Origin of the sequence: Paraeggerthella sp. LCP19S3_G8 (genome assembly GCF_052119225.1) — a bacterium.
In the GTDB taxonomy this organism is placed as follows: Bacteria; Actinomycetota; Coriobacteriia; order Coriobacteriales; family Eggerthellaceae; genus Paraeggerthella; species Paraeggerthella hominis.
The window spans coordinates 34,752-60,052 of the sequence record NZ_JBQKFQ010000008.1 but is presented as its reverse complement, the minus strand read 5'-3'; the positions used below and the strand labels follow the sequence as shown (position 1 = coordinate 60,052).

Here is a 25,301-nt window from a genome sequence, read left to right as displayed (position 1 = left end):
CCTTTTCCGGGCGGCGTCCTTTTTCGGTTGCGACGTGCTTTTCAAGGCTGGGTTGGGGCACGGTGGCGAAGCTCCGAAGCCTCGGATTCTTCGTTTCGCGCGTTAGCGGTACGTTTCTATAAGGTCGATGATCTGCTGCTTCGAGTGCAGCTCGGTCTTTTCCAGAATGCGTCGCGTATGGGTGCGAATGGTGTTCTCCGACACGAACAGCGCTTCGGCGATGACCTTGGCCGATCGTCCGCGTGCCAAGTAGGGAAGCACTTCCGATTCGCGACGGGTCAAGCTGAAGTCCTCGGCGATCATGTCGTAGATAGCCTGGTCTGAACTCGGCGAATTTGGCGCAGGAGAAGCTTGAAGTCCTGGCGTTTCGGGCCGTGCGTGCGGCGGCGCGGTTTGCGGCTTCGACGCGTCGGCGGCGGACTCGATGCGCTTTGCAGGGCTTCCCGCCGTCGTCGCACCCTCGGACTTTTTGCGCGCGACGTAGAAAAGGCCCAGCATAGCCAGCACGTATACGCCTCCGGTGGACACGCCGACGATGAGCATGGAGGGAGTGCCGGGAATGAGCATGAGCAGATACCCGATGCCGATGCCCACCAGTCGCGCAAGGATGGACAGCGCCCGTACGATGCCGCCCACCACGAATCCCGACACAGCGTAATCGTAGGCGGTCGAAGCCACCATGTACCAGATGATGACGTCGAACACGCCATAGCTTGCGCTCATCACAACGTTAAGAACCACCGGGTTCGTCTCCCAGAAAAACGGCATAACGGCGAACAGGACCACGATGATGGGAACGATCACGCGGTACGCCAGCGCCAGATCCATTCGCTTGTTCGCGTAGAGCACCAAGCCGATGAGCCCGACCGCCACCGCAAGATCTGCGACGAGCGGGATCTGATGGGCTTCGTTGACCGAGCCGACCGACAGCACGGTCATTTCCCATACGAACCCGAACAGCAGCGACAATACCAAGCTTGCCACGATAAGCGTTACCAGCGAGCCGAGCGCGGAAAGGTACCGCTTGGACGTTGTGGCGCTTGCATGGCCTCCGTCAGGGGCTTCGTCGCGGCAGCGGTGCAGGCACGCCAGCGACAAAACAGGCAGCGGGACCATGAGCGCAAGAGGCGGCATGCCGGCAAGTTCGGCGGCAAACGAGATTGCCAGGAACAGCGCTGCGCTCACCAGAAACGCCGCCGGGATGTAAAACGAGGTTCGTGACGGGTGCATGCGTCCCAGGCATTCCGCCCAGCTTCCCCAGTAGTATCCGTAGCCGATGCCGGTCAGCGCGCCGCCGCCTGCGAGCAGCACGATCATCGCTCCTTCGTTTTCCGTGCGCCCCGCGCTTGCAAGGGCGACGATGCCCGCTATGATGCATGCGCAGAACAGCTTCCCGGGAAGCCGGTCGATAACGGAGGGGTTGCGTTCCATGAAGGCGGCCATGGCGAAGAGCGTGGTCATGTTCGCTACGAACGAAACCAGCACGACAAACGTTTCGTACCCGGGCGTGTTCGCCGGGCCCGCAAGCAGAATGGAGCTGCGGAACGTGAGCATGCTGCATGCCCAGAAAAACGCCAGCCCGACATGGCGAAGCCTCAGCGTTTTCCATACCATGCGCATGCTGCGCCGCCCGCGTGTGGCGATCAGCGGATCGCTCAAAAGCTTACCTCCTTGCAGTGACGCGCTTCGACGAGCGTGCGCCCTTGGTTGTAATTTCCTAATAATGGCTTATCTACCAGGCAAAATGTCTAAATCACCAAAAACTGATTACCTGCCGAGTTTTCCAGATGCCTACGATTGTCCCGACGAGAGAGGACGAGATCATGCGGGCGGAACTGGCTTTGGCACGTACATTATCACTTATTGCACCTCTGTTCACATGTTTAAGTGAAGAGGAATACGCACAGGTTCTGCAAAGCGGTGCGGGGGAGTGCGCGCGAAGCGCCGCGCGCAGCTTGGCTCGGTCGGCCGAGGAGGCCGATTCGTGGGAGCGAGCGCTGTCGGCTCCGTTCGACTGGCCCGACCGCGCCGCGTTTCAGCGTAACGTGCTCGCATCCGGGATGCCGCTTGCGGCGCTGCCCGTGGAGTCTTTGTACAAGCCGTGGTCCCAAGAGCCGGGCAACGGCTATGGGGCATCGCGCGGTTTGTTCCTGGGGGATTCCGCCCGGCATATTCAGGCCGTGTACCGCTCGCTCGAGATCGACGTTCCCGCGCGGTTCGCGGCTGCTCCTGATCATCTTTCGCTGCTGCTGGACCTGCTTGCTTTGTACGCGCAGTGCGAAAACCGCGTTGCTGCGCGCGATCTTGTTGCCGACCACTTCGATTGGCTTGGGAGCTACGACAAGGCTCTTTCCCGTCGGGCTGAAGAAGCGCCGTTGCTGTTCGGCTCCGATGCTCATGCTCATGCCGATGCGCTTGACGCGGTGCTGCGCGGCATCGCGCAGGTGCGAGCGCTGCTCGGCGTGACGCAGCACTTGGCAAACGAGGTTGTCGCGCGATCAGGTCAGCCTGTGCTGGCGTGAGGGCTCTTCCGGCAGTTCGACGCATGCGCGCGTCGAACCGTTCCAAGTGATCATCCGCTGCGTGCAGCGGTGTTCAAGGGTTCAAGGCGTTTCGACGCCGATAGACGAGCGAAGACGAGATTTGACAACAGGGAAAGGAAGAGGCGGAATGTTCATTTCGGATGTTTCAAGGCGAACGTTTCTGAAGGGAACCGCGGCGACGGCGGCCCTTGCAGCAGCGGGTTCGCTTTCGGTGGGCGCTTGGCGCGCTCAAGCTGCCGAAGCCGGCGGACAAACAGGCAGGGCGGTGGAGGCTCCGTCGTTGTGTAACGGGTGCTCGAGCAAATGCGGGCTGGTTGCCACAACGGTTGACGGGCGGTTGTGGACGCTGCGCGGCAACGAAATCCACCCGTACGCCCAAGGCCGCATCTGCGCCCGCGCCCATGGCTTGGCTCAGTTGGCGTATTCCGACGAGCGCGTGACCCAGCCGCTGCGCCGCAAGGAGGATGGCTCGTTCGAGCCCATCGACTGGGACACTGCGTTTGCCGAGATTGGGCAGAAGGTGAAGGACGTCATCGCTCAAAGCGGACCGGAGTCGTTGGCCATCATCCAGGATCCGCGCCCGTCGGGCAAGCAGTACTCCAAGCGCTTCATGCATGCGCTGGGCTCGCCGAACGTGTACGCGCATTCCTCGTCATGCAACCTGTCGAAGGAAAGCGCCTACCAGCTGACCATCGGAGCTACGGGTTTCTCGAACGATTTCGCCAATGCGAAGATGGTCATGTTCATCGGCCGCAGCTACGGCGACGGCATCCGCCCGTCGTCGGTGCATAGCTTGGCCGATGCCGCCGAGCACGGAACGCGCGTGGTCGTGGTGGACCCGCGCCTGAACAACTCCGGCATTTTCGCGAGCGACTGGGTTCCCATCAACCCCGGAACCGATCTGGCGCTGCTCATGGCCATGGCGAACGTGCTTATCGAGGAAGACCTGTACGACCATGACTTCGTCGAGCAGTACACCTACGGTTTTGACGAGTTCGCCGCGCAGGCCAAAGGGTACACGCCGGCCTGGGCGCAGGAAATAACCGACGTGTCGGCCGAGCGCATCAAGGAGCTGGCCCGTGCTATGGCCGCCGCCGCGCCCGCTGCGTCTATCGAGTCTGGATGGCGCTCGGTTATCGGCTGCTCGTACAAGAACTCGCTCGAAACGGCGCGTGCCATCACGGCGATCAACGCCCTGCTGGGCAGCTGGGGCGCGAAGGGCGGCGCGCTGATCACGTCCTCGCCCAAGGTTGGCGCCCTTGCTGACGCTCGTTTCGCCGAGCCGCCGAAGCCCGAGGCGAAGCGCATCGGCGACAAGGAGTATCCGCTGGTGCTTTCAAGTGCGGGAACGAACGTGGCTGCATTGCAGGCAGCGCTTGACGGACGACTGAAGGGCCTGTTCTTCTACAACTCCAACGCGGCGAAGGGCTACGCGCAGCCGAAGGCGTGGACCGAGGCGCTGAGCAAGACCGATCTTGTGGTGACCATCGACGTGCAGATGTCCGAAACGGCGCTCCAGTCCGATTACGTGCTGCCCGAGGTGACGTATCTCGAGCGGTTGGAGCTGCCCGAGTTCGTGGGCGGCAAGAAGCACTTCGTGGGCATGCGCACGGTGGTCTTGGACCGGATTCATCCGGAAACGAAGACGTGCGACGAGATATTCAACGGCTTGGCGCAGGCATGCGGCGTAGGGCAATTCTTCCAATTCACGGCCGAAGACTGGGCTGCTGCGCAGCTGGCGACGGTGGGCGTCGACATCGAGGATTTGAAGCGCGAGGGCGTGATGGAGCTTCCCGCCGCCCCCTTCGAGTACGGTCCTCCGAAGTTCAAGACGGCATCGGGCAAGTTCGAGTTCAAGACGGACAAGTTCGCCGAAGCAGGGCTCAACCCGGTGATCGGCTGGATTCCGCGCAAGGTGGCGTTCAAGGAAGGGGAGTTCGCCATCGTCGGCGGCAAGCAGGGCATTCACTCCCACACCATGACGCAGAACATCGAAGCGCTGCATGCCATTTCGCGCGAGTACCACATGGAGCGGCTGTGGATGTCGGCCAAGGACGCTCAGGACATAGGCGTTGAAACCGGCGATACGGTCGAGGTGTCGTCAAGCGAGCACACCGGCCAGGTGGAAGTTCGCGTGACGCAGCGCCTCAAGCCGGGCGTGGTGTTCCTGCCCACGCATTACGGCGGGGATTCCCCTGCTCAAACGCGCGCGTATCAGTACGGCATCAGTCTGACCGATTTTATTCCGCTTGATGCGGAACCGGGCGTGGGCTCGATGATGAGCCAGGAAGTGGCCGTTACGGTGAAGAAGGCGGGGGCGTAACATGACACGGTACGGAATGCTCATCAACACGAAGAAGTGCGTGGGATGCTCGGCGTGCCGCGTGGCGTGCCAGATGAAGAACCATCTCGAGCCGACGGAGTCGTTCATCAAATATCACGAGATCGAAACGGGGGAGTACCCCAACGTGTACAACGAAGTTGTGCCCACCCAGTGCATGCATTGCGAGGACGCGCCGTGCGCGGCGGTTTGCCCGACGCATGCCACCTACATCACTGATTCCGGCGTGGTGCTGGTGGATGCGGAAAAGTGCATCGGCTGCAAGTACTGCATGGCCGCGTGCCCTTACGGCGCGCGCATCGTGCAGGAGTCAACTGGCGTGGTGGAGAAGTGCCGCTTCTGCTGGGACGGCCAGAATCCGGGCAACCCGCCTGCGTGCGTGGGAACCTGCATTTCGGGCGCGCGCATCTTCGGCGACCTGGATGATCCCAACAGCGAGATCAACCAGGCTATCGCGCACTACCATGCGCAGCCGCTCGCTGACAATCTGACCGTTTCGAAAATCTATTACGTGAGGTGATGAAGCCATGGTTTGGGGACCTATGATCGCGTGGTACCTGTTTTTGGCCGGCGCGTCGGCGGGCGCGTTTCTAACGGCCGCGTTCGTCGAGGCCAAGTACCCCGAAAGCGTGAAGATGCGCGTGGCCGGGCGCATCATCGCGCCCATCTTTCTGGGCATCGGCCTGCTTATGCTCATGTTGGACGCTGAAGCCGGGCTGCACAACCCGCTGCGCTTTTTCCTGCTTGTTTCCAATCCCGGGTCGGTTATGACACTGGGCGTGTACTTCATCTGCATCTACATGCCCGTTGTTCTGGCGGCTGCGGTGCTTGAGCTTCTGAAGCGCCGCGTGCCGAAGTGGCTCATGTGGATCGGCGTCGTGCTCGCGTTTGCCGTGGCGGCTTACACGGGCTTCCTGCTGGGCGTGGTGAAGGCGTTCCCGCTGTGGAACAACGCCATTTTGCCCATCCTGTTCGTGGTGTCGGCGCTGTCGGCTGGTTTGGCGGCAACGTCGCTGGTGGGGCTTATCGTGGATCGCGAGCGCTTCGAGCAGATGTGGCTCGTTAAGAAGTCGCATGTGATTCTGTCCGTTGTCGAGATCGTGGTTCTTGCGACGATGCTGGTCATCGTGAGCGCTGGCAGCTACGAAGGCGCCGCGTCGGTGCAGTCGCTGGTGGCTGGCCCGTACGCGCCGGCGTTCTGGGGCGGCATCGTGCTGTTGGGCCTGGTGGCGCCGCTTTTGATCGAGGGCTACCCGGTGTTCATCGCGAAGCGCGTGGAAACGTCCACGACCTCGCTTGCGGTGAGCGTGGTGGGCGAGGCCGGCGTGCTGGTGGGCGGCTTCCTGCTGCGCCTGCTGGTTATCCTGGCAGCGCTTCCGGTTATGTACTTGTAAGCATATTCGTGCATCCGCCGGGTTTCTCGGCGGATGCGAAGGCGGCCCGCGCTTCCCCCTCCTGCGGCGCCGTCGATCTTCCTCCTTGGGGCGCCGCGACTTTCTCCCCTTTCTCTTCGCGGCGCCCCCTCGTATTCTTCGCCGTCGCTCGTCGGCTTTGGCCGCAAGATGCGCGGCTATTCTCGCAGGTCGTTCGGGTCGAAAGACTCAATCAGATCCAAGAGCTCTTGCTTTTTGTGGATGGCCAGCTTGGCGTAGATGCGCTTCGAGTGGGTGCGGATGGTGTTTTCCGACACGATCAGCTCTTCGGCGATGCGCGCGACCGTGTTGCCTCGCGCGATCAGCTCCATGACCTCGGCTTCCCGCGCGCTCAGGCGGTAGTGCTGCTGCAAAAGGGCTGCTTGTTTGGAAATGCGGTCCTGGTAAACGGGCGCGGCGTCGGCGCTTGTTTTAGGGGATTCCGCACGTGCCGCTCGGCGCTTTTTCGGCGGATCGGGCGTTGCGGCGGAGCTGTCTGCCGGTTCGTTGGAGGCGGGCGACGCGTCGACGGGTCGCATTTTCTCGTCGCGCGGACGCAGGGCGACCAGCTCGATGCTTGCCGCCGCCTCGTGCTGTGCACCTTCTCCCGCATGGCGCAGAATGCGCTTGAAACCGCCCTGCCCCACGAAGTACATGAGGCCCAGCAAGTATACGGCCACCAGCGCAATCACGGCGATCGGCGTAATTCCCGTAACCATGATCTGCTCTGCGAAGGTTCCTCCGGCAAAGCCCACGTCATGCAGCACGTACACGATGCCCGCGAAAAAGCCGTAGATGAACACCGGGTTGATGCCGCGGTCGCGCGACGCTTGCGCGCATTGGATCATCATGAGCATGATGGCCACGCTGTACACCGCATACAGAACGGCGGCCAGCCAACGCTGATATTCGACCGGGAAAAACGGCAGCAGCAGAAACGACGTGATAACGAAGGGGAAGAATATGCGGTACGCCCCCACGACGTTCACGCGCAGGTTCTTGAACTGCCACAACACCAGAAGCACCACCGCGGCGGTAAGCGATCCGCCCATGGACAGCACGTTCACCAGCGATCCCACCGAAGGTTCCCCGATGGCCAGCGCCCGCATGATGCCCGTGCAGAATCCCAGCGCGCCCACGCACAGGGCGCTGCGCCAATAGTCTTCGATTACGCGCTTGTATACGCGCGGATGCTCGCGGGGGATGTCCTGGAACATGGATTGCTCGCGGTCGATCTGGCGGCTTTTCAGCGCGATGGTCAGCCCGAACAGCGGCAGGAACACCAGGGGGATGAGAAATGCCGTCACCGCCTGGGGAATAAGGTACAGCGAAAAATACAGCAAGGCTCCCCATGCCGTGCCCAAGATGAGGTCGCGGTTGCCCGAATCCGAGTCTTGGCTTGCGAACACGCGCTGCCACAGCATGTAGAACCCGGCGGAGCCCAGGCCCAGCAGCGCGCCGCCGGCAACCACGAGCGGAAGCTTGTATCCGTCAAGATAGATGGCGGCTATCAGGCAGCACCATCCCAGCAGGTAGGGCATGGTGGCCAGGCGCACGATGAAGGTGCGCGTAGGGCCGGGGAAGAAGTACACGCCCAACGCGCTGGCGAAGTAGCTGAACGAGAACACGAGCGATTGCGCCAGGAAGAACCAGAACACGATCTGCGGCGTTTGGAACTCCATGGGCAGGAAGGGGAACACGCCGCCCCAAACGCCGGCGGCGTTGATGGCGATGAACAAGCCATAGCCGAGCGACGTGACGTTCGGCTTGAGGATATGGGCGATGCTCTTAATGGACACGGTTGCTCCCTGCAAGGTTGAAGAGCGTTTGTGCCTGTGCAGTATACCCGACTTCGATGGTGCGGCAAGCGATTCTCGGGCTCGGCTTGCTGGCGCAGGGGGCGCTCGCGCGCATGGCGAGGGGGTTTGCGACCGCGTGCGGGTATGCGGGCTGCGCCGCGGGCGGCGGTTGCCGCGTGGATGCCGCTCTGCGATGCGGACGCAGCGCGCACGACCCTCGATGCATTCGATTGAGCGCTGCTCGCGGCGTTGGCGCCACCTGACGAGGGCCCGCGCACTCGCGAAATCGGGTTTCGTGGTAGGTTTTGACGGTTTGAGGTCGTTGTGCCGGGCCTTGGCTTCGTTGTTGTTCGGCTCGGTTTTTGTTTTGCCTGGTCAGAAGGCCGCGCTTCCGCATTGCGTTTTCGATGACGCTCGCGCAGTCGGGTCAGACGACCTCAAACCGTCAAAACCTGCCAGCAAAGCCGGTTTTTCGTGCGCGGCATGGCGATTTCTCGCTGACGGCGGTTTGGTTTGCGGGTTGGCGCTGTCTCTAGCTTGATCGCGGATCGCGTTTCCACGCAGGCGCGCTGTTGGATCGGGCACGCGAGATGTGCCCTGCGGCACGCGGAAGAAGCCTCCTGCGTCGGCGCCGTCGTTGGCGCGCCGTGTTGCGCCGTGCTGGTGCTTGCAGGGCCAGTTGCTTGGTGACGACCGTATGTGACAGTCTCTGACCTGGGTATACTTCAAATTCGCATATTTTATGTGACACGCCGGCAAGCGCCCTCTCCTAGAATGACGACAGCTTTTGAGCAAGGGGGAGGGGCTGAGCGCATCGTTGCCTGGTGCACGGGCTTCCGTCTCTTTCCCGCTCGGAAGGCTACGGTTCGCAGGACGAGGCGAGCCGGTTGGCAAGACGAGGAAGATAGAGGAGAGGGAGGGAACATGCTAGGTTCTAATGACTCCACGCTGTCGCGCCGCACGTTCGTGAAGGGCTCGACGCTCGCCGGTCTGGGCGCTGCCGCGCTTGGCAGCGGCGCGCTGTTCGGCTGCTCGCCTAAGGCGGAGGCGCCGAAGGAAGAGGCCGCCGACGCAAAGGTGACGGGCGCGAACACCGTGGGCGCCGAGGAGACCATCACCTGGGGCCACTGCGCCATCAACTGCCCGGGTCGCTGCAGCTTGAAGTTCCACGTGCAGGACGACGAGGTTGTGTGGGTTGATACCTACACCAGCTCCGATGCCGGTTTCGACGATCCGCAGCCTCGCGCATGCCTGCGCGGCCGCAGCTATCGTCGCTGGATGAACAGCCCGGACCGCCTCAACTACCCCATGAAGCGCGTCGGTAAGCGCGGCGAGGGCAAGTGGGAGCAGATCAGCTGGGAAGAGGCCATCGAGACTTCCATGACGAAGCTCAAGGAAGTTATCGAGAAGTACGGCAACGAGGCCGTGTACGTCCCGTACGCTACCGGCGTGTCCGCAACCACGTCGCGTCCGTTCAACCGCGTGCTGAACTTGGTGGGCGGCTACCTGAATTACTACAACAGCTATTCCACGGCGCAGATCTCCTGCATCACGCCGTACATGTACGGTGCCAAGGGCAACGGTGGCAGCTCCTTCAGCGCTGCGCGCGACTCCGCCCTTATCCTGATCTTCGGCTCCAGCCCCACGGAAACGCGTCAGGGCGGCCTGACCACGCACTACGACTGGGTGAGCCTGCGCGAGAAGACCGGCGCGAAGATCTACATGATCGACCCCCGCATGAACGACTCCATCATGGGCCACTCCGACCAGTGGCTGCCCATCAACCCGGGCACCGACGCCGCGCTCGTTGCCGGCATCGCCCATGAGCTGATCGCCAACGACATGGTGGACCTCGACTTCCTGCACACGTACTGCGTGGGCTACGACGAGGAGACCATGCCCGAAGCGTACCAGGGCAAGAACATGTCCTACCGCGCCTACATCATGGGCGAGGGCTACGACATGGTGGAGAAGACCCCCGAGTGGGCCGCGAAGATCACCGGCATCCCCGCCGATCGCATTCGCAGCTTGGCTCAGGAAATCGGCACCACCAAGCCGCTCTACGTGAACCAGGGCTGGGGGCCGCAGCGCCGCAGCAACGGCGAATGGACGGCCTGGTCCATCATGACCCTGCCGTGCCTCGTCGGCCAGGTGGGCCTGCCGGGCACCAGCAACGGCACGCGTGAAGCGCGCAACGCTCCTTCGCTCGGCTCGCTGCCCAAGGGCGACAACCCGGTAAAGGCTTCCATCCCGTGCTTCCTGTTCACCGACGCTATCGATCACGGTCCGGAAATGACCTCGAAGAACGCAGGCGTCAAGGGCGTCGATCAGCTGTCCACCGGCATCAAGTACATGATCAACTACGCCGGCAACTGCTTGACGAACCAGCATTCGGACATCAACAAGGCACACGAGGTCTTGGCTGACGAGTCCAAGTGCGAGTTCATCCTGGGCGTTGACACGGTGCTGTGCGATTCGCTCATGTACGCCGACATCATCCTGCCCGACCTGTTCCGCTTCGAGCAGACGTCGCAGATCGCCACCGGCTCCGACACGGGCTACATGATCACGGGCACGGCCTGCACCACGCCGAAGTTCGAGCGCAAGACCGCCTACGAAATGGCCGAGCTCATGGCCGACAAGCTGGGCGTCAAGGACCAGTTCACCGAGGGCAAAACCGAGGACGACTGGATCAAGAGCATCTACGAGACCTCGCGCGAGAAGGACGAGAAGCTTCCCACGTGGGACGAGGCCGTGGAGATGGGCGTGTACACGCGCGACTACGCTCCGGTCATCTCCATGAAGAAGTTCCGTGACGATCCCGTGGCCAACGCGCTCGAGACGCCGTCGGGCAAGATCGAGATCTTCTCCGAGAAGCTGCTGCAGTTCACCGAGGGTTGGGAACTAACCGAGGGCGATACGCTGTCCGGCATGGCGACGCTGCCCCCGATTCCCGTGTACGTTCCCGAATGGTACGGCGTGGAGACGACCACCGACGAGTATCCGCTGGTGCTCAACGGCTTCCACTATCGCGGCCGCATCCACTCCTCGTGGGGCTTCATGCCCGAGCTGAAGGAAGTCAACCCGCAGGAGGCATGGATCAACCCGGCCGACGCGGCTTCCCGCAACATCAAGCAGGGCGATACCGTGCAGGTCAAGAACGAGTTCGGCTCCATCGAGCTGCTGGCGAAGGTCACGCCGCGTACGCTTCCGGGCGTGGTGGCCGTGTCCCAGGGCGCTTGGTACGACGGCGACCGCAAGGGCGGCGTGGACAAGGGCGGCAGCATCAACACGCTGACCACCCAGCGTCCCTCTCCTCTGTCGAAGGGCAACCCCCAGCACACGAACATCTGCCAGGTTGCGAAGGCGTAAGCGGCGAGCTTCAGGAAGGATGATATATCATGTCTCAAATGGCATTCTACTTTGACGGCACGCGCTGCACCGGTTGCAAAACCTGCGAGATGTCGTGCAAGGATTTCAACGATCTGGGCGTGGGCCTGACGTTCCGCAAGGTCTTCGAGGCCACGCTGGGCGAGACCACGCGCGACGCCGACGGCGCGATCACCACGACGTGCGTCAGCTACCCGGTGTCCATGTCGTGCAACCACTGCGACAGCCCGGTCTGCATGGCCAAGTGCCCGCAGGCGGCTATCTCGAAGAATTCCGAAACGGGCTTCGTCGAGGTTGACCGCGAGAAGTGCATCGGCTGCGGCACCTGCGCTCTGACGTGCCCTTACAGCGCTCCGAAGGTCGACGAAGAGGCCAAGAAGTCGGTCAAGTGCCACGGTTGCGCCGATCGCGTTGCCGCCGGCATGAAGCCGGTGTGCGTGGAGGCCTGCCCGGCTCGCGCCCTTGACTTCGGCACGGCTGAGGAGATGGCGAAGCTGGGCGAGCGCGCCAACATCGCGCCTTTGCCCGACGTATCGGAAACCACTCCGAACTTCTTCGTCAAGGCTTCTGCCGACGCGCAGCCGGTGGGCGGCGCCGAGGTGGTCAACCCGCTTGAGGTTGCGTAGGCTCTATCGCCTGAATGCGGACGGTCGACGGGCGTGCGGCTCTCTTGCCGAGGGTTCGTGAATCCGCTCGACGTTCCGTAGGACAAAGGCGGGGTACGCTAAAATAGGCGTGCCCCGCCTTTTCGGTAAGGGGCGTGCGTGCTCGGATGTTGACGAAAGGGGGATCGTTGCATGTCTCAGCGGGCATTCTTTTTTGACGCGTCGCGCTGCACCGGGTGCAAAACCTGCGAGTTTGCCTGCAAGGACGCATACGATCTTGACGTGGGCACGGCGTATCGCAAAGTGTACGAATACACCGGAGGCGAAACGGTTCGCCGGGGCGACGGTTTCGCCACGACGTGCTTCGCGTACAGCGTGTCGGTGTCGTGCTGCCATTGCGAGAACCCGGCATGCGTGCGGGTGTGCCCGACCGAAGCCATGCATAAAGAGGCCGAATCGGGCCTGGTGCTGGTGGACGTGCGTCGCTGCATTGGCTGTGGGTACTGTCACCTGTCGTGTCCGTACAACGCCCCGAAGGTCGATCGCGAAAAGGGGCATTCCGTGAAATGCCACGGTTGCCGGGATCGCATTGACGAGGGGAAGAAGCCGGTGTGCGTTGAGGCTTGCCCGGCGCGCGCTTTGGATTTCGGCCCGTTCGAAGCCATGGAGAAACTTGGGCGTCGCGCGGACATCGCCCCGCTTCCCAAGGCTTCGGCAACGGCTCCGAACCTGTTCGTGCGGCCGTGCTCGGACGCACGGCCATCGGAGTCGAAGGACGGGCGCATCGTGAATCCGCTTGAAGTGCTGTAGCAAGCAAGCCGATAGAAGACAAGCATGAGGGAGAGAGGACTGCTCATGGAGGAACACAAGGATCTGGTGCTCGAAGCCGTTGCCTTTACGGGCGAAACGCTCGCGCCGTTTTTCTTGCAGGACCCGAAAACGGGCGATGCGAAGGAGGCGTTCGCCGCGATGGCTGCGCTCGATGCCGCCGCTGCCGCTGCCGAATGGCCCTTTGCGGATGAGGAAGAGGCGCGTCGCGACCTGGGCTTGATTGCGCAAGGGCTTGCGAATGGCATCGACGATGAGGCTTTGGTCTGGGAGTATCGTCGCCTGTTCATCGGCCCCGCCGTGAAGCCGGCTCCCCCGTGGGGCTCGGTGTACACGGATCGCGAGTGCGTGGTGTTCGGCAAGAGCACGCTTGAGCTGCGCGCCTGGATGCGCGAGCAGGGTATCGAGCGCCTGGTGGACGATAAAACGCCCGAGGATCATATCGGCCTGATGCTTGCGCTTATGGCCTGGATTGCCCGCGAGAAGCCGGAAGCGCTCGACGATTTTATGCGCTTGCACCTGCTTACCTGGTCTTCTCATTTTCTCGGTCAGCTGGCCGAAGCAGCCGAGCAGCCGTTTTACGAGGGCCTTGCCCGCCTGACGAAGGCGTCGCTTGAGGGGATTCAAGACGAGCTGGGGCTCGAGGTTGTCTATCCGCGGTTCTACCGCTAGAGGACGCTTGTGATCACGGGATTCGACACCGCTTTCAGCGAGATCACGCTGGTGCTGTTCACGACGCTTGCGCCATCGGGCGTTGTCGCGTACCTCTGCATGGCCGTACCCGTGCTGGCGCGCGGAACCGATGCGGCCATGCGCCAGCGCCTCAACGTGTTTCTTGCTGCTCCGTTGGTCGTATCCATGGTGGGCTTGGTGGCTTCGGCCACGCATCTGGGAAATCCTGCGAACGCGCTCTACGTGTTTTTAGGCGTCGGGCGCAGTCCGCTTTCCACTGAGGTGTTCTGCGCGGTGCTGTTCTTGGCGCTTGCCGGTTTGTACTGGCTGTATTGCTTTGCCGAGCATCCGCGTCCCTTGTTGCAGCGTCTGTGGCTGATGGCGGCGATGATCGCTGGCGTTGGATTTGTGATTGCGGTTGCTTTTGCGTACGCGGCCGAAACCATCGCGTCGTGGCACACGGTTTACGTTCCGCTTAACTTGATATTGAATTCCCTGGTCGGAGGCCCTGTTCTTGCGATTGCGGGCCTGTGCGCGGCGGGATATGGGGGCGTGCGCGGTCGTTGGGGCCGAGTTTTGGTTGCCGCAGCCGCAGCCGCTCTTGCGCTCAATGTGGGAGGCTTTGTTTTGCAGGGGGCCGAGCTTCCCCTTATCGGCAACTCGTTTACCACGGCGGCCGACCTGGTTCCGGGGTTCGGGGCGATGGTCGGCGTGTTCGCCGCTGCGGGCGCGCTGGCTGTAGGCTTGGACGCGTTCGCCCTGTGGGGCTGTTCGCGCTTGAGCATGCCCGGCGCGCTTGCCGCGGCGGGGTCTGCCCTGGTTGGCATTTTCGTCATGCGCTTTGCGTTCTACATGATGCACATGACCGTGGGAATGGGCATCTAGGGAAGGTGGTCGTGGCCGTGCGCTTGCTGCTGGTTGGGATCGTGCACGAAGAAGCGGCCCTTCCCCGCTTCCTTTGCCCGCCGTAGCGCCACATCGGCTTTTTCGTAGGCCTGCTCGAAGCTGGTTGCGTGATCGGGAACAAGGGAGACGCCTGCGCACACCGAAAGGCCAATGACCTGGCCGGGTTCGGCTTCCGTTTCCCAGGTTCTTTCGCACAACGCCCGCATGCGCTCGGAAGCCTCTTCCTTTGAAATGCCCTCGCAGTACGCCACGAACTCGTCTCCATCCCAGCGACAGATAAGGGATTCCTTGCAAAGGGCCGTGCGGAGGTGGCGGCTCATGTGCGAGAGCGCGGTGTCTCCGCATAGGTATCCGTAACGGTTGTTGATCGACTTGAAGTTGTCCAGATCGATGATGGCGAAGGCCCCCACGGCTTTTTTCTCAACCGTTTTTTCAATCAGGTTATGGATGCGCGTCATGCCCGTTTGGCGGTTGGGCAGGCCGGTAAGAGCGTCGTGATCAACCTGGCTTTCAAGTTTCAGTTCGCGGCGTTTGCGCTGGTCCACGTCGATTGCGTACAGGTAGACGTACACGTCGCCGGTTTCGTCGAAGCGGATCAGGTGGTAATTGAGCTCGGCCCAAAACGCGGTGTCGTCGATCAGGTCTTCGTCGGCGCTTTCCCCGTCTTCGTAAAACGGCGAGAACTCGAGCTTCGCTTGACGGTATTCCAGCTTGCGCGAGCTTATGCCTTGCGAGAAATCGTCGAGCATGCGGCTTTGGTCCAGGAACGTGCGCACTGCTTCTTTGTCGTGGTTCGTTCGGATGGCGCTTTTCAAAACGTCATCCACGTCGTACATGCTCCAGTCTTCGAAGCGCACGCCAAGTTTTTCGTTCAGGAGCGCTCGGTCCTGCTCGTTCAGGAACGCCTTGCGCGAAAGGTTGATGTACCAATGGTTCATCGCCGGAGCGCCCAGCAGCTCGAATGCGTGGCCAAGCTGCGTTACGGATCCGAGCGAGGCCATGGCGTGCATGCGCTGCTTGGTCACGTCTTCCACCGAAGCGTAGAACAGGCGGCGCTCCTCTTGATGGCTCAGGAAAAACACGCGTGCCTTCATCCACATGAGATCGCCGTTGATGCGGTAGCGGCGGGCTACGCCTTGCGCCCCGGTGACGGGGTGGCGTTCCGCCTCGTCGAAGACGCTCATCACCATGCCCAGGTCATCAGGGTGAATCTGCTTCCAGATGACAGTCTGGCGCTCCTTGAGGGCGGCCGGGTTGCATCCGGTTACATGATAGTAGGCGTTGTTCACTTGCAGCAGCTCGTAGTGGTCGTCGTACACGGCGTACACGGCCATGCCTCCAATGAGGTTGTTCAGCATGGTGCGGCTGATGCCGTTGTCTCGCATGAGGGCCTGCATATCTATGGCGGGCATTGCGGCATCGAGAATGCCGTGGCGATCGATGGCGTCTTCGTCGCTCAAAAGCGCTTCGAGATCCGTTGTGCACATGGGCTTGTGGAAATGGTAGCCCTGGGCGTATTCGCAGCCGATGTCCTGCAGAAAATCGACCTGCTGCTCCGTTTCGGCTCCTTCGGCGACAACGCGAAGGTCAACAAGCCGGGCCATGGATACGATGGCTTCCAAGATGCTTTCGCCCCGACGAGCGTTTCTTTCTTGGGAGAGGAACCCCATGTCGATTTTCAGCACGTCGACGTTGATGTCCTTGAGCATGTTGAGCGACGAGTACCCGCTGCCGAAGTCGTCCATGAAGATGACGTATCCTAAGTTCCTCAACCGATTGACCATGTCGGTTATCTTTTCGTCTTCAGCGTACGCGCCTTCGGTTATCTCGATTCCCAGAAGCGATCTGTCAATCCCGTAGCGCCTGGTCAGGTCTTCGATGGCTTCCGGCACGTCGATGGTGTGGATGTCTACGCGCGATACGTTCACGCTGACGGGCAGCGGGTCTATGCCGCGGTTGATCCAGTCGCGCAGCTGGCGGCACACGGCTTCCCATACGTACAGGTCGAGCGACGTCACGAACCCGTTTCGTTCGAGCACCGGGACGAATTCGCCGGGCGCGACGATCCCTCGTTCGGGGTGCTTCCACCGCACGAGCGCCTCCAGCCCAACGATGCGCCCCGTGCGGGTGCTGCATTGCGGCTGCCAATAGGGAACGAACTCGCAGTTTTCCAGAGCCCGCTTGACTTCCAGCAGGATTTTCGTTTCGCTCTCCAGCGCTTCGGTCATGAACGGCCGATAGCGCGATACGCGTTTGGTGTACGATCCTTTGGCGTTGTTCATCGCCGTCATGGCGTGGTCGCAGGCGGTGATGACGGGCGTTCGTGGATAATCGATCTCGCAGATGCCCAGGGCAGGTTGGAAGCCGATGGCGTCTTCGGAGTCGAACGGGGGCATTCTCAGCCGCTTCTCAACGCTTTCCTGCGTGACCAGGCCGCGTGGAAGGATCAGGACGAAGTCGTCCCCGCCAAGATGCCCGGCGATTCCGCCCTTGGCGCCCGCGATATCCGATACGTGGTCGGCTATGGCGCGCAGCATGTCGTTGCCGGCTTCGTGTCCATGCCATTCGTTGTACAGCTTGAAGTGCTCGATGTCCACGTAGACGGCTTCATACACGATGCCAGGCGTGCTTTCCAGCAGCTCTTCGGCCTTTCTGTACAGCGTGCCCGCGTTGTACAGGCCGGTTAGCTGATCTCGCTCCCTCAAGGTGACGAGATGGGCATTCTCCAGGCTGTCTTCCCGCAGCTTCACGTTTGCGTCGATGTCGCAGACGAAGCACATGACCACGATTTCGCTGTCGGGGCCTCGCTTTACGGGAACGACGCTTTGCGAGGTCCAGGCCCAGTCGCCTGATTGCAAGCTTTTGCGGAACTCCCCTTGCAGCGTTCCGCCGGCCTTGTCCAGGCGCTCGGGCATTGTTTCGAGGTTCCAGAATTCCAAAAACCGCTGCATGTCGTCGGGGTGCACGAATCCTTCGAACGTTTTTTTCGGAGTGCCGCCGAACGAGCCTTCAGGCGGCAGCGTTTTGAATTTGCCGGGTTCGTTGCAAAGCGTTTTGTACGTTTGCTCGGTGAGGTTGATCTCGAACAGCTCGTCGTAGGAAAGGGGCTCTTTGAGTGCCGTGAACAGGTTTTCTCCTCCGGTGCTAATCGGGCGGCTGGAGAACAAGACGCAGGGGCCGTGCTTGAACCAATCCAGTTCCAGGCAGGTGGTTTCGTACCACTGCTGCAGTCGATCGCTGAACACGGCGGCTTGCGTAACGCGCTCGTTCGCGCCTGGCTGCCAGGGGCAGTCCTTGCACGGTTCCGATTGGCTTCGGAAGCTTTCGTAGCATCGCGCGCCGATGCGCCCGTTGGGAAACACCCTTCGGGCTGCTTGGTCGAGGTGCACGATACGGTATTCGTGGTCTATGACGTATACATGTCCGGTCGACGCGTTGTTGTGGAGGCGAGTGCGCGGCATGTGGTCTCCCTTTGATTCTGCTGGTTGCTCCATTGTAGAGCCTTTGCGTAATGGTCAAGGCCAGCAGCGACAAAAAACGGGCATTCTCAAGGGAGAGATCCGAATAAGCGGGAAGCGGTCGGCGTCGTTCGCTTCCTTTCGAGGCTCGTTCGTTGAAGATGCCGGCCCTTGGCTTTCCAACGCGGAGGGAGAAAGGGGGAAACGCAAAACCAGGGGCCGGCTGTTGATCTGTCGCGTTGATTCGGAAGGGAGGGAGGAGAGCCTTGTCAACGCGACGATAGATCGGCGGAAACGGGGCGTTGGGGGAGGGAGGGGCCCCGCTTCCGCCGATCTTCCCGGTGCTTGCAGCTTGATGCCGGGAAGATCGGGCGTCCGGCGCCCGAAGGCGCCGGGATGAAGCGCTAGTACAGCAGGAACACCGAGTATCCCAACTGGTAGATCAAAACCCTGAACAGGAGCGACGTTGCCACGGCTACGATGGCTGCCACGATCATGAGCGTCTTGGACGCGCCGACCTTCTTCTTGGCAACGAGGGCGCACGCAAGGGCAAGCACGGCGCATACGAGGGCCAGCCAGAACATCATCGCTCCGTCGCCGGTGGTCATGACCGCCAGCAGGCTGTCCACATGCACCGGCGCGGTGGTCATCTGCGTCGGGTCGGCGTAGTGGCCGTAGGAGGCGATGGTCGCCGTGGCGCAGGCGGCCACGTAGATCAGGTCGCCCACCAGCTGGGCGATGGCGCCGAAGAACGTCAGCTGGATGGCCGTTTTCTCGACGGCTTCGTCCTTTTTCAGAACGGAGATGAACCACAGGGCCACCGGGCCGAGCAGGCAGGCGTTGCCCAGGTAGAAGGCGATGAGCGCCATGCCCCATGCGGGACGAGCCGGCATCAGGTAGGAGTGGGCGGTTGCGAACACCATGCCGACGGCCACGATCAGCGTGACGATGGCCAGCCACTTGGGCAGAGCCTTGTCACCGCGCAGCATCGCGAACCAGATCACGATCACGATGCCCAGCGCCACGCACCCGATAAGCTCCTGGGTGATGCCGGACGTGATGTGGCCGAAGCCGTTGAAGATGCGCTCCCAATGCTCCAGGTGTAGGAAGGCGCCGATGCCGCCGATCACCAGGGATGCGAACGACGTGACGAGCGCCGGCATCTGCAGGTTGTGACCCTGGCCCTTGATGGCCAGGATGGACATGCTGGCCAGAAGGCCGCACGTCAGGCAAACGAACAGCGTGAAGATAACCAAAGGCCACTGAGTTTCCATTACTCATCACCTCCTTCCCAATGATGGTCGCGCAAGATGAACGAGAACGCCGGGTCGTTGCCCACGTTGGGCAGGTGGTAGATATCGGACTCCTCGAACGGCTCCAGGAATTCGGTCATCTTGCGCTGCTTGTCGGCCGAGTCGAACGATCCCATGTAGGAATCCAGGCCCTCTTCCGTGTCGCCCACCCAGCGAGCGTTGCCGCCGCACTGGCTGACGCACTGGGGCAGCTCGCCCTGCAGAAGCTTCTGCTCGCACAGCGTGCACTTCTCGACGACCTTTTCCTCTTCGTTGAGGTAGCGAACGCCGTACGGGCAGGCCATGACGCAGAACTGGCAGCCGATGCACTTTTCCTTATCGATCTGGATGGAGCCGTCCTCGGCCACATGTGAGGCTTCGGTCGGGCACGCCTTCACGCACTCGGGGTTCTGGCAGTGCTGGCAGCCGATGGGCAGGAAGTACATGTACACATCGGGGAACTGGCCCGATCCGCCCGGGATGGGGTTCGGCCCCACGCGGACGACTTTGTTCCAGTAGTTGCCGATGGGCACGTTGTTCACGGCCTTGCATGCAACCGAGCAGGCCAGGCAGCCCACGCAACGGTTGAGGTCGGTGATGATAGCCTTCGTCATGTCTTACTCCCTCCCTTCGTAGACGGGCAGCCATTCCTTCAGACGGGGGTCGTCGGAGGTATGGATGATGGGCGTGCCGTTGCTGTCGCACGGCACCGGGTTGTTGAACGGCGAGTTCTCAGGCGTTGCCTTGTAGATCTTCACCTGGTAGGCGCGCAGGTTGGACGTGCCGGAGTGCGGGTCCTGGGCGTCGTGGTCGATCAGCTGGTTGACCTGCGAGAACTGGAATCCGTGGCCAGCGTCTTGCACCTCGGGGTACCACCAGGTGTGCTCGAGGTTGATAACGTCCTCGTCCACACCGTAGTACAGGTCGGCCACTTCGCGTATCTTGCCCCACTCGGTTTCGATCCACACCCAGTCGCCCTGCTCGATGCCGTATTCCGCAGCCGTCTTGGGATTGATCTCCACGCGGGGGATCGGCCATAGCTCGCGGCACCAGGGAAGCTGGCGATGCTCGGAGTGGAAGTACACCGGAATGCGGCGACCGGTGGTAGCGGTCAGCGGGTACTCCTTGATGCGGTCGCCGTCCTTCGGGCCATGGGGCGGCTCGACCCAGCTGGGCAGCCACCAGTCCTTGCGATCGGGATGGTGGGATTCCATGACGGTGGACCAGATCTCCTGCTTCATCGTGGGGGTGAACCAGCCGGGCTTCCAGTCGCCGATGCCCTTGCCGGCCGTGTAGTCCAGGCGGGCCCACACGCGGTCGCGTGCGCGCATCGCGCCGGTCTGGTAGCGGCGGTACGTGCCCCAGTTGCGCGGCTCGATGTCCTTGGCCTGCCACCAGCCGTGCTCCTGGAAGGCCGCCACGTACTCGTCCCATGTCTTGTACTTGGGCTTGACTTCCGCCATCGGAACGCCGTGGCGCTCGTAGGTGGGAACGCCGTTTTCAACATGCCACGTGGTGTAGGTCAGCTCGTCGTCGGTCAGGAGCTTGATGGAGTCGTCGAGCTGCCACTGGATGTCGGGCCACTCGTTGCCCGGCTCGTCGGTCCACTTCCACTTCATGCGGCGCGCCAGATCCATGACGATCTCGGGGTCGTACTTGGCTTCCGCGGGCGGCTGCACGCACTTGACGGTAGCGCCCATGGCGCCGGCGGAACCCTGGCTTGCGCGGGGCGAGTTGAGCTCGATCCAGTGCGCAACCGGCAAGATGATGTCGGCGGTGTCGTTTTGCGGCGTATGCCACAGGTTGAGGTCCACGAAGAAGTCCAAGGACAGCAGAGCTTCCCAAGCGGTGGTGCTGTTGGATTGGCTCATGAAGTTGCCGGACTCGTTCCACAGTGCGCGCACCGGGTACGGATCGCCCGTGAGCACGGCGGTCCACAGCGAGTGGCTGTCGCACCAGTACTGCCACCAGCTGATCAGCGGGAACTTCTCGATGCCGATCTGCTTCTGGTTGACTTCCGCCGGCGGGGTGGATGCGCCCGGAGCCCAGGCGCTGAAGCCCTGCAGGTCGCCGTCGATGGGGACGATTGTCGGGCCGCGGTTGCCGCCCGGGGTGTCCATGTTGCCGGTGATACCCACCAGGTTGTCGAAGGCGCGGCAGTTCTGGATGGCGTTGCAACCGTGCTCGACGGCCAGCATGTACTGGATGCCGCCGTTGCCGTAGCCGGTGGACGGGTCGAGGCGCGTGCCGTACGCCGTAGCGGCGGCTTCGATCTCGGAAGCGGGGATGCCGGTGATTTCCGCGGCAACCTCGGGCTTGAACTCGGCGGCGCGAGCCTTGTAGTGCTCCCAAACCGGCTTGACCTTGTGCTTCTTGCCGTCTTTGAGCTCGATTTCGAACTCGCCCTCAAGAGCGGGGTCGATGGCGGGGTCGAACGGCATGGGGTCGGGCAGCCAGCCCTGGGTCTGGCCGGGCAGCAGGTTGTCCTGCGCGGCCTCGCGGCCCTGGCGCGCCTTCTCGGAGTCGTAGTTCTCGCCTTCCCAGAAGCCGCCCGTCTCGTCGATGACGCCTTCCTGGTCGGCGTTGAACCAGGTGAAGGGGCCGTACTCGTGCTTGACGCCCTCGGCGGCAAGCTTCTCCCAGTTGTTGTCGTACACGAGGAACTTATAGGGGCTGCCGCCCTCTTTGACGTCGCTTTCCTTGAGCAGGTGCGTCTTCACGTCCCAGTACGAACCGTCGGTGCGGACGGTGGGGAAGCCGGACGGCTCGATGTCCTCGCATACGAGGAACGGCGCGTTCGTCCACTTCTTGACGTACAGATCGTCGTAGAGCTTCTTCTCGATAATGACGTTGGTCCAGGCCAGCGCCAGTGCGCCGTCGGTGCCGGGACGCAGGTGCTGCCAATAGTCGGCTTCCTTGCCCATGTTGGCCATGCGGGGGTCGCAGCTGATGTGGATATCGGCGCGCGACGCGACGTCGACCGTGGTGCGGCAGGAGTCGTCGTAGTTGGACAGCTCCGAAGCGCCGCCCCACTGTACGTATACCTTCGGTCGGGTGATGGTTTCCATCCAGGACATGGCGAACTGCGACACCATGGTGGTGGCGAAGTGGCGCGGGCCCTTGCAGATCTGCCACGCCTCGATGTTGTTCGGCGTTTCCAGCATGTTCTTCAGAATGGACTCCGAGTGCATGCACCAGATGCGCGAGGTGCCTACCTGGCAGGCGATCGACTCTCCGCCGTACTTGCCCTTGATCTCCATGAAGTTGCTGATGATGGTTTCCATCGCCTCGTCCCATGTGATGCGCTGCCAGCCGGGCTCTTCGCCCTTGGGGTTGGTGCGCTTCATGGGGTAGTGCAGACGGTCGGGGTGGTACGCGGCCTGGATGGACGACTGCGATTTCGTGCAGCAGTTGCCCATCGATTGATACGCGCCCTCGTCGCCCTCGATGCGGATGGCGCGGCCGTTCTGGACGATGACCTTAACGCCGCATTCCATTTTGCCGCAGCCGCGGCAGCACGTCTTCACGGCGACGGTGTCGTTGCCGGAAACTTCGCTGTACGTCTGGTCTGCCAACGCCGTACGCGTCGACGCGCCGAACGCGGCGACGGTTGCGCCCGTGATGGCTGCGGTCTTGACGAACGTGCGTCGAGACATGGTCAGTGTATCCATACTCCTCCTCCTTCTCCTTGCTTCTCGTCTTCTCCTCGTCTGCGGATGAGAGGGAAGGGGGCTGCCGTGGACCGTGGCCCGACGGTGCAGAGTCCCTCGTTTCCGCGGTCATGACCTTACGGATGCGAGGGGGTTGCGAGCATCGCTTAAAGCTTGCGAGGGCGGGATCAGCGCATCATAAATTCTTATGATTTTGCAATCATGAAAAAGAACAGGTGCATTTGACCTGGTGTTTTACTGCTTGGTCTCTAAAATATCTCGAAACTAGGATAAATGCGTCCACGAACGCGCCCGCCGCTTTTTCGTATAATCGAACGCGCCGGCAGAGGGGCTGGCGCAAGAGGCGTTTCTCATTGGCTCGAGGGGTGGGGGGAGCATGGAACAGCTTCGTACTGCATGGGATTCCACGTTGGGAAAGCATCTTTCCCTGAAACGCGTAGCGGGCCTGGCCTTGCTGTGGCTTTGGATGATCATGATGTTCTACAGCATTGTGCCGTACGGGTTTTCGTCGGACGTGCGTGGTTCCTTGTATGCGAGTTTGCTTGTATCGCTGGTGACCATGGTGGTCACCATGCTGTTCGTGGTCGTGATCGTGCGGCGCGAGCGGATATGCCAGAACCGGTCCGTTGTGGCGGGGTCGGCCGTGATGATGTGCTTGGGCAGCGCGCTCACGCCGTTCTCCGATCCGAACACGCCGACGGGTATGCTTGTTCTGGGCATCAGCGCCATCATGACCGGCACGGGGTCCGCCGTTTTGTTCCTGTGCTGGATTGAGCATCTGTCCAGCTTGGGCGGACGTCTTGCCCTGGTAGAACTTGCCATGTCGCTGTGCATGGCGTTCATTGCGGGCTTCATTCTTATTACCACTCCGCCGCTTCCCGCCATCGTGGCCGTGGCGGCGGTTCCCATTGGATCGGCGTGGCTGCTTCGATCGTGTTCGCAAAGCGACGTCCAGCTTGTTAAGGAAACCGAAGAGCCTTTGTCTCGGAATACGATTGCGCTGTTCGTGAAGTCGCTTGCGGGGGCGGCCCTTATCGGTGCGCTGGCGGGTTTTTTCGACGTGGTCTCGGGGTGCAAAACCTATGAAGTGCAGGATATTTTCGGAGCGTACCTGTTTCTTGCCGGGTTCATCGGCGCACTGGCGGTGTGCCTGATCGCGGTGTTTCTGCACCGCGACAGCATCTTCTTCTCGTACCGGCTTTCCATGCTCATGCTGTGCCTGGGCTGCTTGTCCACGCCGTTTCTGGCGGACAACAACACGTATTCGAGCGCGCTCATATTCGGCGGATACCATTGCTACGTCATGGTGCTGTGCGTGGTATGCATCGACGTGGCAACCAGTTTCAAGATTGGGGCCGCACGAGCGATCGGGCTGGGATTCGTTGCCCTGTACGGCGGCGAAACCATGGGATCCTTGCTCGCTCATTCCCTGGAGGCTACCGGCATCCCCCTGTTCGATCTTACCGTGGTGACGTTGGTGGCCGTGTCGATCCTGCTCATTGCGCATCTGTTCCTGTTCACGGAAACCGACCTGATCAAAATAGGCATTGGCGAGGTCAGCATGGTCGCGCCTGTTTCGGAGGACGCCGAGGAAAGCCGGGAAAGCCAGGTTGATCCTTGCGACGTTATCGCCGATCGCTTCAGGCTTTCGCCGCGCGAAACCGACGTCTTGCCGCTTTTGCTGGAAGGGCGAACCATATCGCGCATTCAGGAGACGCTGTTCATATCGGCGGGAACGGTCAGCACGCACATCAGGCACATCTATCAGAAGACCGGCGTGAACAACCGCCAAGAGCTGATCGATTTGGCGCACGGCTCGCTTGAGGACGGGGCGGTTTAGCGCGCGATGGAAACGACTTACCTTCACGAATACGTATGCGTTGCGCGGCTGGGCAGTTTCACGGCTGCTGCGGGCGAGTTGCACCTTACCCAGTCGACGTTGAGCAAGCACATCGCCGTGCTCGAGCGCGAGTATGGGGTTGATTTGTTCGTGCGCGAACGCAGCGGCGTACGGTTGACCGAGGCGGGAAGGGTTCTGTACGCCCAGGCCGTGAAGCTAGAACGCGTGCTTGCGCAAACCCGAGCGCTTTTGCAGGCCGTGCCTTCGGGAGTCGTTTCCAATATGGGCGTGGTTTGGGACGTTCGACGCAACACCGAGCTGCGTTGCAAGTGCCGTCGAGCGGCCGAGAAGTTCGGCTTGACCGATCGGGAAGCGGGGGCGCTCGTTCTTTACCTGGAGGAACGCGGGTTCGACGGCATCCAGGAGGAGCTGGGCATCGGGCGCGACGACGTGGCCGAGGTTCTGGGCGGCGCGTACCGGAAGCTCGGCGCGGAGGGCAAGCAGGAAGCCCTTGATCTTATCCATTCCATTTCGGAATGATCGT

The 25,301-nt window shown here is 61.8% G+C and carries 17 protein-coding genes; 11 read left to right on the top strand and 6 right to left on the bottom strand.

Translation table 11 applies throughout. From position 1 onward, the window contains the following. Nucleotides 1-102: 102 nt before the first annotated feature. On the bottom strand, nt 103-1,659 hold the full coding sequence (locus ACTQZK_RS09785; RefSeq protein ID WP_441899537.1) for a LuxR C-terminal-related transcriptional regulator: 1,557 nt from the start codon (nt 1,657-1,659) through the stop codon (nt 103-105). 128 nt (nt 1,660-1,787) lie between these two features. Between ACTQZK_RS09785 and ACTQZK_RS09780 the strand changes: the two genes are divergently transcribed. The 4 genes from ACTQZK_RS09780 to nrfD all read left to right on the top strand — a co-directional run bounded on the left by ACTQZK_RS09780 (nt 1,788) and on the right by nrfD (nt 6,278). After that, nucleotides 1,788-2,522, top strand: coding sequence for a molecular chaperone TorD family protein (locus ACTQZK_RS09780; RefSeq protein ID WP_441899535.1), 735 nt, complete (start codon nt 1,788-1,790; stop codon nt 2,520-2,522). A gap of 148 nt (nt 2,523-2,670) precedes the next feature. Further along, a complete protein-coding gene (locus ACTQZK_RS09775) occupies nt 2,671-4,866 on the top strand; it encodes a molybdopterin-containing oxidoreductase family protein (RefSeq protein WP_441899533.1) in 2,196 nt (731 codons plus the stop codon). A 1-nt stretch (nt 4,867) separates the two neighbouring features. Beyond that, nucleotides 4,868-5,404 (top strand): 4Fe-4S dicluster domain-containing protein, encoded by a 537-nt coding sequence (locus tag ACTQZK_RS09770; protein WP_123191033.1) that lies wholly within the window; start codon nt 4,868-4,870, stop codon nt 5,402-5,404. Between the two features lie 7 nt (nt 5,405-5,411). Next, on the top strand, nt 5,412-6,278 hold the full coding sequence (gene nrfD, locus ACTQZK_RS09765; protein ID WP_418831081.1) for an NrfD/PsrC family molybdoenzyme membrane anchor subunit: 867 nt from the start codon (nt 5,412-5,414) through the stop codon (nt 6,276-6,278). A 176-nt stretch (nt 6,279-6,454) separates the two neighbouring features. On the opposite strand, the gene ACTQZK_RS09760 is transcribed toward nrfD, so the two are convergent. After that, nucleotides 6,455-7,978 (bottom strand): helix-turn-helix transcriptional regulator, encoded by a 1,524-nt coding sequence (locus tag ACTQZK_RS09760; RefSeq protein WP_418831104.1) that lies wholly within the window; start codon nt 7,976-7,978, stop codon nt 6,455-6,457. A gap of 1,041 nt (nt 7,979-9,019) precedes the next feature. Between ACTQZK_RS09760 and ACTQZK_RS09755 the strand changes: the two genes are divergently transcribed. From ACTQZK_RS09755 to ACTQZK_RS09735, 5 genes are all read left to right on the top strand, one after another. Beyond that, on the top strand, nt 9,020-11,467 hold the full coding sequence (locus ACTQZK_RS09755) for a DMSO/selenate family reductase complex A subunit (protein ID WP_114566193.1): 2,448 nt from the start codon (nt 9,020-9,022) through the stop codon (nt 11,465-11,467). A 29-nt stretch (nt 11,468-11,496) separates the two neighbouring features. Then, complete coding sequence (locus ACTQZK_RS09750; RefSeq protein WP_114566194.1) at nt 11,497-12,111, top strand: 4Fe-4S dicluster domain-containing protein; 615 nt, start codon at nt 11,497-11,499, stop codon at nt 12,109-12,111. A gap of 171 nt (nt 12,112-12,282) precedes the next feature. Further along, nucleotides 12,283-12,900 carry a 4Fe-4S dicluster domain-containing protein gene (locus ACTQZK_RS09745; protein WP_216528731.1) on the top strand — a complete coding sequence of 206 codons (618 nt, stop codon included), beginning with the start codon at nt 12,283-12,285 and terminating at the stop codon, nt 12,898-12,900. A 24-nt stretch (nt 12,901-12,924) separates the two neighbouring features. Then, complete coding sequence (gene dmsD, locus ACTQZK_RS09740; RefSeq protein ID WP_231088228.1) at nt 12,925-13,590, top strand: Tat proofreading chaperone DmsD; 666 nt, start codon at nt 12,925-12,927, stop codon at nt 13,588-13,590. 9 nt (nt 13,591-13,599) lie between these two features. Beyond that, a complete protein-coding gene (locus tag ACTQZK_RS09735; RefSeq protein WP_441899529.1) occupies nt 13,600-14,475 on the top strand; it encodes a dimethyl sulfoxide reductase anchor subunit family protein in 876 nt (291 codons plus the stop codon). Here ACTQZK_RS09735 and ACTQZK_RS09730 read toward each other — a convergent pair. From ACTQZK_RS09730 to ACTQZK_RS09715, 4 genes are all read right to left on the bottom strand, one after another. After that, nucleotides 14,472-17,957 carry an EAL domain-containing protein gene (locus tag ACTQZK_RS09730; protein WP_428420627.1) on the bottom strand — a complete coding sequence of 1,162 codons (3,486 nt, stop codon included), beginning with the start codon at nt 17,955-17,957 and terminating at the stop codon, nt 14,472-14,474. The genes ACTQZK_RS09735 and ACTQZK_RS09730 overlap by 4 nt on opposite strands. Before the next feature lie 401 nt (nt 17,958-18,358). Then, nucleotides 18,359-19,228 (bottom strand): dimethyl sulfoxide reductase anchor subunit family protein, encoded by an 870-nt coding sequence (locus ACTQZK_RS09725; protein WP_441899527.1) that lies wholly within the window; start codon nt 19,226-19,228, stop codon nt 18,359-18,361. Beyond that, entirely contained in the window at nt 19,228-19,860 is a 633-nt protein-coding gene (locus ACTQZK_RS09720; RefSeq protein ID WP_441899525.1) for a 4Fe-4S dicluster domain-containing protein, read from the bottom strand. Before ACTQZK_RS09720 ends, ACTQZK_RS09725 begins: the two co-directional genes overlap by 1 nt. Nucleotides 19,861-19,863: 3 nt before the next feature. Beyond that, nucleotides 19,864-22,917 carry a molybdopterin-containing oxidoreductase family protein gene (locus tag ACTQZK_RS09715; RefSeq protein ID WP_441899524.1) on the bottom strand — a complete coding sequence of 1,018 codons (3,054 nt, stop codon included), beginning with the start codon at nt 22,915-22,917 and terminating at the stop codon, nt 19,864-19,866. Nucleotides 22,918-23,293: 376 nt separating this feature from the next. On the opposite strand from ACTQZK_RS09715, the gene ACTQZK_RS09710 reads away from it, so the two are divergent. Together ACTQZK_RS09710 and ACTQZK_RS09705 are read left to right on the top strand one after the other, a co-directional pair. Then, nucleotides 23,294-24,757 carry a response regulator transcription factor gene (locus ACTQZK_RS09710; protein ID WP_441899522.1) on the top strand — a complete coding sequence of 488 codons (1,464 nt, stop codon included), beginning with the start codon at nt 23,294-23,296 and terminating at the stop codon, nt 24,755-24,757. A 6-nt stretch (nt 24,758-24,763) separates the two neighbouring features. Then, the gene (locus ACTQZK_RS09705; protein WP_114566203.1) at nt 24,764-25,297 is read left to right on the top strand and encodes a LysR family transcriptional regulator; all 534 of its coding nucleotides are present in this window, start codon (nt 24,764-24,766) and stop codon (nt 25,295-25,297) included. The last annotated feature ends 4 nt before the right edge of the window (nt 25,298-25,301 follow it).